Genomic DNA, 15,049 nt, shown 5'->3' with positions numbered 1-15,049 from the left:
CCGCGCGCACCGTACGCTCGACGCATGCCTCTCGCCCTCGTCACCGGCGCCGCACGCGCGAACAGCATCGCGGCCGCGATCGTTCCGCGCCTCCGTGACGAGGGGTGGGATGTCGTCACGAGCGAGCTCGACTCCGGCGACTACCCGCTCGACCTGGCCGATCCGGCGGCACCGACGGAGCTGATCGAGCGCATCGCCCGCGAGCGGGGCACCCTGCACGCACTGGTGCTGAGCCACGCCCACGACGTCGAGAGCGGCATCCTCGACACCACCGCCGAGAGCTTCGACACCCACGTCGCCGTGAACGCCCGGGCGACGCTGCTGCTCATCGCCGCGTTCGCGCGGCAGGCGGATGAGACGGGCGGTGCCATCGTCGCCTTCACCAGCGACCACACCACCGGCAACCTGCCGTACGGCGCGTCGAAGGGCGCGCTCGATCGCATCGTCATCTCAGCGGCTCGAGAGCTCGGGCCTCGCGGCATCTCCGCGAACGTCGTCAACCCCGGTCCCATCGACACCGGCTGGATGGACGACGAGACCCGCGACGCCCTGACGGCCCATCATGCGCTCGGCCGCATGGGAACCCCGCGCGACATCGCCGGGATCGCGGCCTTCCTGCTCTCCACCGAAGGGCGCTGGATCAGCGGTCAGCTGCTGCACACCGACGGCGGGTTCTCGGCGCGGTTCTGAGGCTCGCGCCCGCTCCCGCGCGGGCGGCGGTGGCCACGTCGCTCCGTTTCGGGGCGCAGCCGCCCCGGCACCAGCACGTCCGACCCCTTCGGCATCCCTCACGTTCCGGCGCACGCGATCGGGGCCGCGGCCTTCGTGCTAGCGTCGCCCGCAGTGACACGGGGTGCCCGCCAGGGCTGAGAACACACCCGTCGAACCTGATCTAGTTCGTACTAGCGAAGGGATGTCGCGAATGGTCGTTCGCACGTCGTCGTCTCCGTCCACCCCCGCAGAGGCCCTCGAAGCCGTGCGCCGAGCCGCGCCGCTCACGCAGTGCATCACGAATGCGGTGGTGACGAACTTCACCGCCAACGCACTCCTGGCTCTCGGCGCGGCTCCCGCGATGTGCGACATCCCCGGCGAGGCCGGGATGTTCGCCGGGATCGCCGGCGGCGTGCTGGTGAACCTCGGCACCCCGACTGCCGAGCAGCGCGACGCGGCGCGCGAGGCCGTCGTCGCCGGCACTCCCTGGGTGCTGGATCCGGTCGCCGTCGGAGCCCTGCCCGTGCGCACGGCGTTGGCGCACGAGCTGCTCGCGTCGCGACCGGCGGTCATCCGCGGCAACGCCTCCGAGATCCTCGCCCTCGCGGGAACAGGGGCGGGCGGCCGCGGAGTCGACGCGACCGACTCCCCCGACGACGCGCGTGACGCGGCCGTCGCCCTCGCCGGGCGCACCGGCGCGACGGTCGCGGTGTCGGGAGAGATCGACCTGATCGTGGATGCCGATCGCGAGGCGCGGATCGTCGGGGGCAGCGCCCTGCTCACCCAGGTCACGGGAGGGGGATGCGCCCTCGGCGCGGCGATGGCCGCGTTCGCCGCCGTCACCGCGCCGTTCGAGGCCGCCGTCGCTGCGAGCACCGTATGGGCGGCGGCGTCGGAGCGCGCGGCCCTCTCGTCACGGGGGCCCGGCTCGTTCGCGGTGGCATTCCTCGACGAACTCGCGGCCCTCCGCCCCGACGATCTCGAGGCACGCGCGGGAGGCGATCGATGATGCCCGACCTGTCGCTGCACCTCGTCACCGACCACCGCGTGCCTTTCGCCCGTCTGCGCGACATCGTCGATGCCGCGGTCTCTGCGGGCGTGACGGTCGTGCAGTTGCGCGACAAGATCGCGCCGGGCGGCGAGCTCTTCGCCCGCACCCTCGACCTCGCCGACGTCATCGCCGGACGCTGCGCCTTCGTCGTCGACGACCGCCTCGATGTGGTGCTCGCCGCACGCTCGCGCGGTGCGCGAGTCGACGGTGTCCACCTCGGCCAAAGCGACCTGCCCGTCGACGCCGCGCGAACCCTCCTGGGTCCCGACGCCCTCATCGGCTGGACCGCCAACACCACCGCTCACCTCTCGGCGGCACATGCCCTGCCCGCGCGGACAGTCGACTACCTCGGCGTCGGCGTGATCCGCGCCACGCAGACCAAGCCCGACCATCCGACTCCGCTCGGCATCGAGGGATTCGCCGAGATCGCGGCATCCACCCCTCTTCCCTGCGTCGCGATCGGCGGCATCGGCGAGGGCGACGTCGCGGCGCTGCGCGGGGCCGGAGCGGCGGGTGTGGCCGTCGTATCGGCCGTGTGCGCGGCAGACGACCCGGGATCGGTCGTCCGCGCCCTGCGCGCCGCATGGACGGCCGGCGCATGAGCGTGCGCGTGCTGAGCATCGCCGGCACAGACCCGACCGGCGGCGCCGGCGTGCAGGCCGATCTCAAGTCGATCGCTGCGTTCGGCGGATACGGCATGGCCGTGGTCACCGCTCTGGTCGCCCAGAACACCTGCGGCGTGCGGGCGGTGCACGTTCCTCCGACGGAGTTCCTCGAAGCGCAATTGCGAGCGGTGAGCGACGACGTCGACATCGACGCCGTGAAGATCGGCATGCTCGGCTCGGCTCCGATCGTCGCGGTCGTCGACGCCTGGCTCGCGCAGGTCCGACCGCCCCTCGTCGTTCTCGACCCCGTGATGGTGGCCACCAGCGGCGACCGCCTGCTCGACACCGACGCCGAAGACGCCGTTCGGTCGCTCTGCCGTCGGGCCGACCTCGTCACCCCGAACCTCGCCGAGCTGGCCGTACTCGTCCGCGCGCCTCGCGCCACGACGTGGGACGCGGCCGTCGCTCAGGCCCGATTGTTGGCCGCGAGCGCGCAGACACGCGTCCTGCTGAAGGGAGGCCATCTCGAGGGGGCCGACAGTCCGGACGCCATCGTCGACGCGACCGGCGTGCACGAGGTCGCAGGGGTCCGCGTGGCCACCCGCCACACGCACGGCACCGGGTGCTCACTGTCGTCGGCGATGGCCACTCTCGCCGCGTCCGGCCTATCGTGGCCCGACGCGTTGACCCGCGCGAAGCGCTGGCTCACGGGTGCGCTCGAGAACGCCGAGCACCTGCACGTCGGACGCGGCAACGGCCCCATCGACCATCTGCACGAGCTGCGTCCGCACATCGACCTCGAGGTGTCGTTCAGCGCCGAGCGGTGGCGGGCGACGGCAGATGTGCGCACCGCTGTCGACGCGTGCGGATTCGTGCGCGGCTTGGCATCCGGATCACTCGACCGAGACGCCTTCGCCTGGTACCTGGGTCAGGACCTGCTGTACCTGCGCGAGTACTCCCGCGTGCTGGCCCGGGCGGCGGCCCTCGCTCCCACCGTCGACGAACAACGTTTCTGGGCGACCGCGTCGGTGTCCTGCCTCGACGAGGAGGCGGCACTGCATCAGGCGCACGTCGATCCGCGGGGACTGTCGCCCGCGGCGTCGACCCTCGCGTACACCGATCACCTGCATACGGCTTCGACCACGGGCTCCTACGCCGTGCTGGTCGCCGCGATCCTGCCGTGCTTCGTGCTGTACACCGACATCGGGGCGCGCTGGCGCGGCACTTTCGACGACGGTCACGCCTACGCCGATTGGCTCACGGCCTACGGCGACGAGGAGTTCGCCGCTTCATCGGCGCGGGCGTCCCTGCTCGTGGATGCCGCAGCGCGTCGTGCCTCGCCGGCCGAGCGCGCCGCGATGGCCATCGCCTACGATCGCTCGATGGCGCTCGAAAGGGACTTCTTCGGGGCCCCGCTCTCGCGCGGGAGCTGACGGAGTCGGCATCCGCCCCCTCCCGCGCCGAGCGCGGTACTCAGCCGCTCTTGCGTCGGAACTCGCGCTTGGTGACGGCTGCGTGCGTGCCCTGCACGGCCGAGTGGCCGTCGAGGTGCGCCTGACCCGACTGCTGGGCGCCGTTCTTCTTCGCGAGCGCCTCTTTGAACTTTCGCTTCATCTCGTCGGATGCCGAGGCACCCGAGGTCTCGTCGGTACTCATGACCCCACCCTAGGCATGCCCGCGGTGTCGGCGCACCGCCGGGGGCCGGGTCGCGACGCTCAGACGTGCCGTACGCGCTGCTGCAGCCGGGTGCGGATGTCGAACAGCTCCGTGCCGCCGACCTCGCGCGCTCCGGCGATGCCGCGGCGCAACAGGGTCGTCAGGGCGCTGCGGGTGACGAGGGCGACGGGCGTGCCGCGCACCTTGCCGAGGTCGGTGACGGCGTCGAGCACGTCGTCGTCGGGCAGCACGATCATCGCCCCGCTGAACCGCACGCCGGCCGACCGGGCGATCACGCGTGCGCGAGAGACGAGTTGGGTCACGGGCGAGCCGAACACGTTCGGACCGGTGATCTCGCCGCGACGCACGCCGACCGGGCCGCCGAAGTCCTCGCTGAGCATGGCGTACAGGCCGCTCGGACCGAGCACGAGGTGGTCGAGCTTCTGCTCGGGATCGCGCCCGTCACGATCGGCGAACACGTCGTGCCAGACGGTGTAGCCCATGCCGAGCTCCGAGACGAGGCGCGCGGTCTCTTCCTCGGCGAGCGCATCGGCCAGGATGTGCCGGATCTCGGGGGGAGCCGAGCGCACGAGCGCAGGATCGTACGGATCGGCGATGTCGACCCCGCGGCCCACCCATTCGCGGATCAGGTCGAGGTAGCGCTCTCGTCGCCAGCCACCGGGCTGACCGTGCGAACGCGCGCGCGGCCGGGTGTCGGCGGGGCGTGAGGGGGCGGATGCCGAGGAGCCGGCGCCCCATTCGGTCGGACCCGACCCTGAGCTCGATCCGCGACCCCGGTCGTACGCATCGCGCGCCTCGGGGGTTCCGATGAGCTCCCAGGCGCGCTGCACCTGCACGAAGAGGGCGGCGTCTCCCCCGGTGTCGGGGTGGGTCTCGCGCAGACGCACCCGGTAGGCGCGGCGCAGTCCGTCGTCGTCAACGTCGGCGGCCACGCGGAGCACCTCGTATGCCGAAAGCGACATGGGGCTGTCGAACACTGGCGTCATCCGTCCTGCCGCACGGGCGCGGCATCCTTCAGGCTATCCCGCCGAGTCTGAGGGAGCCCCGACCGCCCGCCGAGAAGATGGAGTGCGCGCCCCATCGCGCCGCCGGGCGCGCCGTCGCCTCCGCGGCCGTCGCGCGTACGCCGCCGCGTCGCGGCTCGACAGGGCGAGCAGCACGAGGATGTCGAGGCTGAGCGTGAGCAGGGTCGTGCGCACGGTGATGTCCTGCCCGAACTCCCACCAACCGATGAACGACCCGATGATCGACAGCGTCGAGATGACCATGACGACGACGCGTGCGACGTTGCCCCCGGCGAGCACGAACGACCCGAAGACCACCTGCACCAGCGCGACGATGCCGAGCACGCCGAGGAACACCGCGGGCGTCGTATCGAAGTCGGCGAGGGTGAGGGGGCTCGAGCCGTCGGACGCGTCTCCGGATGCCGCGGCCACCGCCTGCAGCCACGGCGGCAGTTCGAACGCGACGCCGAGCGCCCACAGCATGCCTGCAGCGGCGCGCAGGAACACCAGCACCGCCCCGGCGACGGTGGCCGCGGGCCGGTGCATGTCGGGAGCGCCCGTGACGGCCGGGGCGAGGGGCTCGAACGCGGCGCGCTTGTGCGGGGCCCGCCGGGCGCTCACGTGCGCGCCTCCGCCGATCCGACGCCGACCGCCGAGACGTCGACGATCGGCAGATCCCCGTCGGTCGTGATGCTGTCGCCTCCACCGTTGCGCGAGTGATAGCCGGTCGAGAAGTCGCGGATCACGTCCACCGCCACCCCCGGCACCGCGCGGACGGTGCCGACGATGTGGTCGCGCTCGATGTCGGTGTCGGCGTCGATGCGGTGCGTCACCTGCAGGGTGAACAACGACAGACCGACCGCACGGTCGAAGGTGCCGGCCGCGAGCCAGTCGACCCGGCGCCCGCCCGGCAGCAGCCACCCGTCGGGGCACTTCCACAGCCGGACGTGGTGTCGCTGGGCCGGCGACCCGGCGACCTCCTGCTGGTAGGCGAGATCCTGCATCCGCCCGAACAGGAACAACGGGCTCACCGGAGCCCGCGGGTAACTGCGCCGGCGAAGCGTCGACGTGATGATGCGCCACGACGAGCGCAGGCTGACGGGGTCGGCGGGGATCCACCCGGCGGCGGCCATCACCGCCTCGATCGCCTCCCGCTCGCCCTGGAACGCGAGGTTGACGGGATCACCGAGCAGCCCGTCGGAGGTGCGCGTGCGCCCCATGAAGTAGTCGGGCACGTACACCGCGGTCAGGATGCGGTGAAGCCGCGGCAGCACGAGATACGCCAGCAGCACCCAGAAGGCGACCACCATCGCGATCCCCGCCCAGCCGAGCGAGAACGACGCGGTGAAGCTCAGGTAGGCGAGCCAGATGGCGGCGAGGCCGGCGAAGACGAAGAAGAACCCGTCGAGGGCCCGACCGAACGACCAGCGTCGCCGCGCGGTCATGACCGCCCCGGCCTCACCACAGCTCCGGCTCCGGCTGATACGCGAACGCCGCGGCGACGCGGTCGGCCGGAAGGTCGTCGTGCCGCGCAGGCGACCACGACGGCGAGCGGTCCTTGTCGACCACCTGCGCGCGGATGCCCTCGACGAGATCGGACTGCGTGAACGCGAACCACAGCACGAGGCCGTACTCCTGCGCGAGCGCCGCGCGCAGCGACGGCAGGGTGCGCGCCCGGCGCACCGCCTCGAGCGTGACGGCGAGGGCCGTGGGAGCCGAGGCCGCCAACAGGTCGGCCGTCTCGTGCGCCTCGGTCTCGGGGCGGGCGCGCAGCCGCTCGACGATGCCGGCGACGTCGTCGGCGGCGAAGGCGTCGTCGATCCACTCGCGGGCGGTCTCGAAGCGCGACGGCTCGGGCGTCTCGTCGAACAGCAGCACCAGTTCGGTGGGGCTCGAGGGGTCGGCGCGGTTCTCGAGCGCCTCGTAGAGCGCCTCGAGGTGCGCGGTCGGCACCATGTGGTCGGCGAAGCCGGCGTAGAGGGCGTCGGAGGCGTCCATCGTCCCCCCGGTGAGGGCGAGATACTCGCCGAGTCGGCCGGGAGCCCGGGCCAGCAACCACGATCCGCCCACGTCGGGGGTGAACCCGATGCGCGTCTCGGGCATGGCCAGTCGTGAACGCTCGGTCACGATGCGGATCGCCGCGTGACCGGCGAGACCGATGCCCCCGCCCATGCAGACGCCGTCGGCGATGGCGACCACGGGCTTGGCAGAGGTGGCGATGCGGTGGTCGAGCGCGTACTCCTCGCGGAAGAACGCGTGCACCTCGTCGACCCGGCCGCCCACGACCATCTCGTGCAGCGCCCGCACGTCGCCGCCGGCGCAGAAGCCCCGGTCACCGGCCCCATCGAGCAGGATCACGTCGACGTCGGTGTCGCGCTCCCAGCGGTCCAGCGTCACGTTCAGCGCGCGGATCATGTCGAGATCGAGGGCATTGATCGCGCGCGGCCGGTTGAGCGTGAGGTGACCGAGGCCGCCACGACCCCCCACGAGGACGCTGTCGTCGTCGGTTCGCTGTGCGTGCACGATGCCACGTTACACAGACCGATCTCGGGGGTCCGGGCCCGCGATGACGGTTTTTCCGCCTCCGATCGGGGAAGATGGTCTGAACACCCGCGGAATGAAAGGTGCCGTATGCCCGACGGACAGGTCCTGGAGCTCGCCGGGCTCACCAAACGGTTCGGCGCGGTCTCGGCGGTCGACGACCTCACCGCGCGCATCGAGCCCGGCCAGGTCACGGGATTCCTCGGCCCCAACGGCGCGGGCAAGACCACCTCGCTGCGCATGCTGCTCGGTCTCGTGCGCCCGACCTCGGGCACCGCGACCATCGGCGGCAAGCGCTACGTCGACCTCGAGAACCCCTTGCAGAGCGTGGGCGCGGCCCTCGAGGCCTCGAGCTTCCACCCCGGCCGTTCCGCCGCCAAGCACCTCACCGCCTACGCGCAGGCCGCCAGGCTCCCCCGCGCCCGCGTCGACGAGGTGCTGGGCCTGGTCGGACTCGCCGACGTCGCCGGGCGCCGCGTCGGCGGTTTCTCGCTCGGCATGCGCCAGCGCCTCGGGCTGGCGACCGCCCTCCTGGGCGACCCGGGCGTGCTCGTGCTCGACGAACCCTCGAACGGACTCGACCCCGAGGGCATCCGGTGGATGCGCTCGCTGCTGCGCCACCTCGCCGAAGAGGGGCGCACGGTGCTGATCTCGTCGCACCTGCTCGCCGAGGTGCAGCAGACCGTCGACGCGCTGCTGATCATCTCGCGCGGCCGCCTGGTCTTCCAGGGCGGCATCGAAGACCTCGCCGACCCCGACGAGTTCTCGACCGTCGTCGACTCGACCGACCGGCCCGCCCTCTCGCGCGTGCTCGACGAGCAGGGCATCGAGTACCAGCTGCTGCGCAACGGCTTCACCATCCGCCACCACGACCCCATCGGGATCGGCGCGTTGGCGGCGGCGAACGGCGTCGCCCTGTCGAACCTGCAGAGCAAGGGGGCGAGCCTCGAAGACATCTTCCTCGAGCTGGTCAGCGGGGTGCGCGTGCACGCGAGCGCAGGCGCACCGCCCTCGGCGGACGAGGTTCCGGATGCCGAGACCCCGAACGACCCGTCGGCCGTCACGGAGCCGCCCGCCGCACAGCCCGTGGTCGCCGAGTCCGCGGCATCCGCCCCCTCGGACGGAAGCGACGACGCCGACGACCCCCGCCCCTCCACCGCCCTGGTCGCCGTGATGGCCCCGCCGCGCGCGGCGACCCGCGCGGCAACCCGCGTGGCATCCGCACCCGCCGCCGAGAGCCCCCGCCGCTCGTACGCGGTCGCCTCGACCGGCGTGATCGACATCGTCCCGCGACCCGACGCTCCGACGCACGAGAACGAGGAGAGGCAGCGATGACGCTCCTGGCATCCACCCGCTCCGAGTACACGAAGCAGTTCTCCACCGCCGGATGGTGGGTGCTCGCGATCGTGCTCGTCGCGTACGTGGCCTTCACGGCGGGCGTGCTCGCCTTCGTCTTCGGCGGCGTCGCGTCGGGACAGCTCGGTGGCGCGACCGGTCCGGCCCTCGCCGCGGCGGCCGTCCCGCGCCTCGTCTACAGCTCGGCGACCGCCGTGGGCTACGTCTTCCCCCTCCTCGTCGGCACGCTCATGGTGACCACCGAGTTCCGTCACAAGACGCTCACCCCCACGTTCCTGGCCACCCCGAGGCGCGGCGTCGTGCTCGGGGGCAAGTTCGCCGTGGGCATCGTCGTGGGCCTGCTCTACGGCATCCTGGGCGTCATCGCCTCGGTCGGCGCCGGCGCCGTCGTGCTGGGGATCTTCGGCATCGACACGCAGCTCGGCTCGTCCGACACCTGGGTGCTCGTGGGCCGCATGATCCTGGCGTTCATACTCTGGGCCCTCGTGGGCATCGGAGTGGGCACGGTCGTACGCAACCAGGTCGCCGCCATCGTGATCGTGCTGGCCGTGACGCTGTTCATCGAGCCGATCGTCCGCACCGTCGGCGGTGTCGTCGAAGGATTCGGCGACGTGGTCAAGTGGTTCCCGAGCGCGGCGAGCGACGCCCTGGTCGGCGAGACGATCTTCGCCACGGTGTCGGCCGCCGGAACCGCGACGCTCGAGTGGTGGGTCGGCGGGCTCGCCCTGCTCGGCTACGCCGTGCTGTTCCTCGTGATCGGGCTCTTCACCACCTGGCGCCGCGACATCGACTGAGCCGCGCAGGCTCGCGCCGGTCGAACGCCCGGCCGCGCCGCGCACCCGCATTTGGCAGGCCCGCCGGGGTCGGCGACAATCGATCGTGCTCGATGGACCGGTGATCGCCGAGTGGCTCCCCGTTTCGGTCGGAGCCCTCGTGCTGCTGCTGGTCGCCGCCGGCGTCGCCGGCTGGGTCGACGCGGTCGTCGGCGGGGGCGGGCTGATCCAGCTCCCCGCACTGGTGATCGCGGTGCCCAAAGACGTTGCGACACCCTTCATCCTCGGCACGAACAAGCTGTCGTCGTTCTTCGGCACGCTCTCGGCGAGCTGGGTGTACCTGCGCAAGATCAAGGTGCAGCTGGTGCTGCTCGCGCCCCTCGTGATCGGCGCCTTCGCCGGATCGACGGTGGGCGCGGCCCTCTCGCGCTACGTCCCGCGCGAGGTGCTGACACCGATCGTGCTCGTCGCCGTCGTCGCCGTGGGCCTCTACACGCTGTTCAAGCCGAAGATGGGCCTGCACCACGAACCGCGCCACACGGCGGCGCGCGCCATCGCCTGGCGCGCCGCGGCGATCGGACTCGCGGTCGGGTTCTACGACGGCATCCTGGGCCCCGGCACCGGGTCGTTCTTCGTCATCCTCATCGTCGGCGTGCTCGGCTACGGCTTCCTGCAGGCGAGCGTCAACGCCAAGATCGCCAACCTCACCACGAACCTCGCCGCCCTGGCGGTGTACGGGGTGCACGGCGAGGTCATCCTCGTGCTGGGCCTCGCGATGGCCGTGCTCAACGTCACCGGTGGCTTCATCGGCGCCCACATGGCCACGCGTCGCGGCAGCGGCTTCGTGCGCATCGTGTTCCTGGTGACGCTGTCGCTGCTCATCGTCAAGCTCGCGTGGGACACGATCGCGCAGTTCACGTCGTAGCGCGCCGAGACCGCGCAATCACCGAGTCCCCGCGGGGCGAACTCCGGCGCGGGATCAGGCGACGATGTCGGCGACGTCTTCGGGCTCGGATGCCACGTCGAGACGCAGCGCCTTCAGCAGCGCCACGCCGTGCTTGGTGGTGAGCACCAGGCGCTCGAACTCGTCGTGACCGACGAGGTCGACGACGACGCTGGGCTTGCGCCCGCGGATGATGACGAAGTCATTGCCCCCGGCCGACTTCCACGTGCCCGCCCCCACGGCGACCGGCAGGTTGATCCCGGGGTTCGGCACGCCGCGGATCCACGTCCACGCGTCGTCGGTCAACTGCACGCGGTCGATGCTCTCGCGGGGCACGACGATGTTGCTCTTGCGGAAGGAGAGCGCTCGCTCGGTCGCCGACAGCACGACCTCGAGCTGCGTCGAATCGAGCAGCAGGGTCACCATGCATCCATCCTGCCAGCGGTGAGCGCGCCCTATCGGCGTGGCACCTCACAGGAGCACAACGATCACCCGCCCGCACCCCGCGACCCCGATGTCGGAGGTGCGGGATAGCCTTGACCAATGAGCACGGGCAGCGTTGCGCCGCGAGTCGCACCGGCCCGAGGCGCGTCGATCGACGATCTTCTGGCGGCGATCTCCACGGGGTATCGCCCCGATGTCGACGAGACCGAGGCGCTCCTTCACGCCCCGCTCCCCGCGCTCTTCCGCGTGGCCTCGGCACTGCGAGACGAGGGGCTCGAGAACGCCGGTCGTCCCCGCGTCATCACCTACTCGCGCAAGGTGTTCGTGCCGCTCACGACCCTCTGCCGCGACCGCTGCCACTACTGCGTCTTCGTCGACACCCCCGGCCAGCTCAACCTGCTGCGCAAGCCCGCCTACATGAGCCCCGAGCAGGTGCTCACCGTCGTGCGCCAGGGCCAGGCGATGGGCTGCAAAGAGGCGCTGCTGACCCTCGGCGACCGTCCCGAAGAACGCTGGCCCGAGGCCCGCGCGTGGCTCGACGAGCACGGTTTCGCTTCGACCATCGACTACGTCGCGCACATCGCCCGACTCATCACCGCCGAGACCGGCATGCTCGTGCACGCCAACCCCGGCGTGATGCACCCCGACGAGCTCGCCGCCCTGCGGCCCGTCTCCCCGTCGATGGGCATGATGCTCGAGACCACCTCGCGCCGCCTGTACGAAGAGCCCGGCCAGGTGCACTTCGGCTCGCCCGACAAAGACCCCGCACTGCGACTGAAGGTCATCGACGACGCCGGGGCCGCCGGCATCCCGTTCACCACGGGCATCCTCGTGGGCATCGGCGAGACGGTGCGCGACCGTGCCGAGTCGCTGGTCGCCCTGCGCGAGAGCGACGACCGGCACGGGCATGTGCAAGAGGTCATCGTGCAGAACTTCCGCGCGAAGCCCCGCACCGCCATGCAGGGGGCTCCGGATGCCGACATGCACGACTACCTGGCGGCCGTCGCCGTCGCGCGACTCGTGTTCGGCGCCCACATGCGCATCCAGGTGCCGCCGAACCTCTCCGACCCGCGCGAGCTCGGGCTGCTGATCGAAGCGGGGATCGACGACTGGGGCGGCGTCTCACCCCTGACCGCCGACCACGTCAACCCCGAGCGCCCGTGGCCGCAGATCGACGACCTCGCCGCCCAGACCGCAGCGCGCGGATACGTCCTCCACGAGCGCCTGACCGCGCACCCCGAGTACGTGGGCGACGCCGAGAACTGGATCGACCCGGCCCTGCACGTTCCGCTCCGCGCCCTGGCGGATGCCACGGGACTCGCGGCCGATGTGAAGCCCGCGGCCGCGCCGGCTGCAGCGGGGGCGCCGGGCGCGAGCGTCGTCGACCCCGGCGTGAAGCGCCTGGCCGAGCGGGCGGCATCCGCCCCTCTCGACCTCGGCGACGACGACTGGGCCCGACTGCTTCGCGCCACCGGCGCCGAGCTCGACGAGCTCACCGCTGCCGCGGACGACGCGCGCCGGTACACCGTCGGTGAGCCCATCACCCTCGTGCAGAACCGCAACCTCACCTCGACCGGGTTCCGTCGCGCGGGCCGCACCGGCACGGGAGAGTTCGACCTCGATGACGCCGCCGAGATCGCACGGGACGCCGCCGCCCTGGGTGCGACCGAGATCTGCATCCAGGGTGCGCTCCGACCCGACGAAGACCCCTCGGGCTACCTCGACCTCGTGCGGGCGGTGAAGCGCGGGGCTCCCGGCATCCACGTGCACGCGTACCGACCGCTCGACGTGCGCGACCTCGCCGATCGCGGCGGGCTCGGGCTCGACGGCACGCTCGCGGCGATGCGCGAGGCCGGCGTCGACACCGTCCCCGGCACGGGCGTGAAGATCCTCAGCGAGCGCGTACGCGCCCTCGTCGCCCCGGGCGACCTCGAGATCGAGCGCTGGGTCGAGGGCATCACCGCCGCGCACCGCGCCGGTTTCCGCTCGACCTCGGTGCTGTTCTACGGGCACGTCGAGACCGCCGAGGAGCGCATCGCGCACCTGCGACGCCTGCGCGAGATCCAGGCCGAGACCCACGGCTTCGCGGAGTTCGTGCCGATCCCCCTGCCCGGCGGAGACGTCGCGCTCGTCGAGGGCCGCAGTCCGATCGACGAGCATCGCGCGATGGTCGCCGTGTCGCGCCTCGCGCTGTCGGGGAGCATCTCCCACGTGCAGATCCCGTGGACCCGCGTCGGCCGCGAGGCCGCGGCCGTGCTGCTGCGCTCCGGCGGCGACGACCTCGGCGGCAGCCTGTCCGACGGTCGGGTGCTGCCCGACACCGGCATCGAGCAGGGCCTCGAGCTGCCGGTCACGGCAGCCGAGCGCATCGCGCGGAGCCTCATGCGTCCCTTCCGCCTGCGGACCACCGACTACCAGGTCGCCCCCCGACCAGGTGACGGGCATCCCGCATGAGGACCATCGACACGGTCGTGGTCGGGGCCGGGTTCGCGGGCCTCGCGATGGCCGGCGCCCTGCGACGAGCGGGCCGCGACGACGTGATCGTGCTCGAGCGTGCGACCGACGTCGGCGGCACCTGGCGCGACAACACCTACCCCGGCGTAGCGTGCGACGTCCCCGCGCACCTGTACAGCCTCGCCGCGCATCCGAACGCGGGCTGGTCGCGCACCTTCGCTCCCGGCGGCGAGATCCAGGCCTACCTGCGCGACGTCGCCGCCCGCGAAGGGCTGGGCGCCAAGCTGCGACTGCGCACACCGATGCTCGGCGCCGCGTGGGACGCCGAGACGTCGGTCTGGCGCATCGACACCGGCAGCGAGGAGCTTCTCGCCCGCTCGCTCGTGCTCGCGTGCGGGCGCCTCACCGAGCCGTTCGTCCCCACGATCCCCGGTCTCGAGTCGTTCGCGGGGCCGCTGTTCCACTCCGCGCGGTACGACCACGACGTCGACCTCACCGGCAAGAGGGTCGCGGTCGTCGGCACCGGGGCGAGCGCCGTGCAGCTCGTGCCCGAACTCGCACGCCGCGCCGCGCACGTCACGCTCTTCCAGCGCACCCCCGCGTGGATCGTCCCCCGCGGCGGCGGCGACATCCCCCTCGCCGAGCGCGAACGCCTCGCCGACAACCCGGGCGCCCTGGCACGCCTGCGGGCTGAGCTCTACGCCGAGGGCGAGCAGCGTTTCGCCTCGCGGTCGGGTGACCCCGTGGCATCCGCCGCCGCTCGCGACGCCGCCCTCGCACACCTGCACGCGCAGGTCGCCGACCCCGCGCTGCGCGCCGCGCTCACCCCCGACTACGCCTTCGGCTGCAAGCGCGTGCTGCTCTCCGACGCGTTCTACCCGGCGGTAGCGTCGGAGGCCGTGGCCCTCGAACCCACCGCGCTCGCCTCCGTCGACGGCTCGACGCTGACCGCCGCGAGCGGCGAACGGTACGAGGCCGACGTGCTCGTGCTCGCGACGGGATTCGCCTCGGCCGAGCAGCCGTACGCCGACCTCGTGCGCGGCGACGACGAGACCCTCGCCGAACACTGGTCGGCGGGTATGACCTCGTTCGGCTCCACCGTCGTCTCCGGCTTCCCCAACCTCTTCGTGCTCAACGGCCCCAATGCCAGCCTCGGCCACAACTCCGCCGTGCTCATGGCCGAAGAGCAGGCCGCCTACGTGGTGCGCGCCCTCGCCGAACGCGACCGCCGCCCCGAGCGGGTGCTGCGCGTGCGGCCCGAGGCTGAAGCGGCCTACACCGCGGAGATCGATGCCGCCGCGGCATCCACCCCCTGGATGACCGGCGGATGCCGCAACTGGTACGTCGATGCCCGCTCGGGCCGGCTCACGCTGCTGTGGCCGGGCACCGTCCAGTCGTTCCGCGAGCGCCTCACCGGCGCCGACGGGTCGGAGTTCGAACCCGCGCACACCCCCGTGCGCGGCTGACCACCTCGCGCACGCCCGTGCGCG

Annotated in this window: 15 protein-coding genes and 1 riboswitch; of the genes, 9 read left to right on the top strand and 6 right to left on the bottom strand. The window is 72.3% G+C overall.

All coding sequences use genetic code 11. The features are described from left to right. The first annotated feature begins 24 nt into the window (after positions 1–24). The 4 genes from ABXS86_RS11865 (at position 25) to thiD (ending at position 3,800) form a co-directional block, all read left to right on the top strand. Positions 25–690, top strand: a complete 666-nt coding sequence (locus ABXS86_RS11865; protein ID WP_353664580.1) for an SDR family oxidoreductase — start codon at positions 25–27, stop codon at positions 688–690. A 149-nt stretch (positions 691–839) separates the two neighbouring features. Beyond that, positions 840–931, top strand: a riboswitch (TPP riboswitch). Next, positions 923–1,720, top strand: a complete 798-nt coding sequence (thiM, locus tag ABXS86_RS11860; protein WP_307207007.1) for a hydroxyethylthiazole kinase — start codon at positions 923–925, stop codon at positions 1,718–1,720. (Overlaps the previous riboswitch by 9 nt.) Continuing rightward, the gene (gene thiE, locus ABXS86_RS11855; RefSeq protein WP_307207009.1) at positions 1,720–2,364 is read left to right on the top strand and encodes a thiamine phosphate synthase; all 645 of its coding nucleotides are present in this window, start codon (positions 1,720–1,722) and stop codon (positions 2,362–2,364) included. The genes thiM and thiE overlap by 1 nt, the downstream gene beginning before the upstream one ends. Beyond that, on the top strand, positions 2,361–3,800 hold the full coding sequence (thiD, locus tag ABXS86_RS11850) for a bifunctional hydroxymethylpyrimidine kinase/phosphomethylpyrimidine kinase (protein WP_353664579.1): 1,440 nt from the start codon (positions 2,361–2,363) through the stop codon (positions 3,798–3,800). Before thiE ends, thiD begins: the two co-directional genes overlap by 4 nt. A gap of 40 nt (positions 3,801–3,840) precedes the next feature. Here the strand turns inward: thiD and ABXS86_RS11845 are convergent, their stop codons facing one another. From ABXS86_RS11845 to ABXS86_RS11825, 5 genes are read right to left on the bottom strand one after another with little or no spacing between them, the layout of a single operon-like run. Next, a complete protein-coding gene (locus tag ABXS86_RS11845; RefSeq protein ID WP_144831654.1) occupies positions 3,841–4,023 on the bottom strand; it encodes a DUF5302 domain-containing protein in 183 nt (60 codons plus the stop codon). Between the two features lie 59 nt (positions 4,024–4,082). Next, entirely contained in the window at positions 4,083–5,021 is a 939-nt protein-coding gene (locus tag ABXS86_RS11840) for a DnaJ domain-containing protein (RefSeq protein WP_307207014.1), read from the bottom strand. Between the two features lie 42 nt (positions 5,022–5,063). Next, the gene (locus tag ABXS86_RS11835; RefSeq protein ID WP_353664578.1) at positions 5,064–5,669 is read right to left on the bottom strand and encodes a hypothetical protein; all 606 of its coding nucleotides are present in this window, start codon (positions 5,667–5,669) and stop codon (positions 5,064–5,066) included. Next, complete coding sequence (locus tag ABXS86_RS11830; RefSeq protein WP_353664577.1) at positions 5,666–6,493, bottom strand: LssY C-terminal domain-containing protein; 828 nt, start codon at positions 6,491–6,493, stop codon at positions 5,666–5,668. Before ABXS86_RS11830 ends, ABXS86_RS11835 begins: the two co-directional genes overlap by 4 nt. Positions 6,494–6,506: 13 nt before the next feature. After that, positions 6,507–7,571, bottom strand: coding sequence for an enoyl-CoA hydratase/isomerase family protein (locus tag ABXS86_RS11825; protein WP_353664576.1), 1,065 nt, complete (start codon positions 7,569–7,571; stop codon positions 6,507–6,509). A gap of 108 nt (positions 7,572–7,679) precedes the next feature. Between ABXS86_RS11825 and ABXS86_RS11820 the strand changes: the two genes are divergently transcribed. The 3 genes from ABXS86_RS11820 (at position 7,680) to ABXS86_RS11810 (ending at position 10,643) form a co-directional block, all read left to right on the top strand. Beyond that, positions 7,680–8,924 (top strand): ABC transporter ATP-binding protein, encoded by a 1,245-nt coding sequence (locus ABXS86_RS11820; protein WP_353664575.1) that lies wholly within the window; start codon positions 7,680–7,682, stop codon positions 8,922–8,924. Further along, entirely contained in the window at positions 8,921–9,739 is an 819-nt protein-coding gene (locus tag ABXS86_RS11815) for an ABC transporter permease (protein ID WP_307213952.1), read from the top strand. The genes ABXS86_RS11820 and ABXS86_RS11815 overlap by 4 nt, the downstream gene beginning before the upstream one ends. Before the next feature lie 85 nt (positions 9,740–9,824). Continuing rightward, on the top strand, positions 9,825–10,643 hold the full coding sequence (locus tag ABXS86_RS11810) for a sulfite exporter TauE/SafE family protein (protein WP_251509377.1): 819 nt from the start codon (positions 9,825–9,827) through the stop codon (positions 10,641–10,643). A 54-nt stretch (positions 10,644–10,697) separates the two neighbouring features. Here ABXS86_RS11810 and ABXS86_RS11805 read toward each other — a convergent pair whose 3' ends face one another. Then, positions 10,698–11,087, bottom strand: a complete 390-nt coding sequence (locus ABXS86_RS11805) for a hypothetical protein (protein ID WP_144831630.1) — start codon at positions 11,085–11,087, stop codon at positions 10,698–10,700. A 117-nt stretch (positions 11,088–11,204) separates the two neighbouring features. On the opposite strand from ABXS86_RS11805, the gene cofG reads away from it, so the two are divergent. Continuing rightward, complete coding sequence (cofG, locus tag ABXS86_RS11800) at positions 11,205–13,559, top strand: 7,8-didemethyl-8-hydroxy-5-deazariboflavin synthase CofG (RefSeq protein ID WP_353664574.1); 2,355 nt, start codon at positions 11,205–11,207, stop codon at positions 13,557–13,559. Further along, positions 13,556–15,025 carry a flavin-containing monooxygenase gene (locus ABXS86_RS11795; protein WP_353664573.1) on the top strand — a complete coding sequence of 490 codons (1,470 nt, stop codon included), beginning with the start codon at positions 13,556–13,558 and terminating at the stop codon, positions 15,023–15,025. The genes cofG and ABXS86_RS11795 overlap by 4 nt, the downstream gene beginning before the upstream one ends. Positions 15,026–15,049: the final 24 nt, after the last annotated feature.

The organism is Microbacterium sp. che218 (genome assembly GCF_040436305.1).
Classification (GTDB): domain Bacteria; phylum Actinomycetota; class Actinomycetes; order Actinomycetales; family Microbacteriaceae; genus Microbacterium; species Microbacterium algihabitans.
The sequence above is the reverse complement of the archived record's forward strand: the minus strand, read 5'-3'. Positions and strand labels throughout refer to the sequence as shown.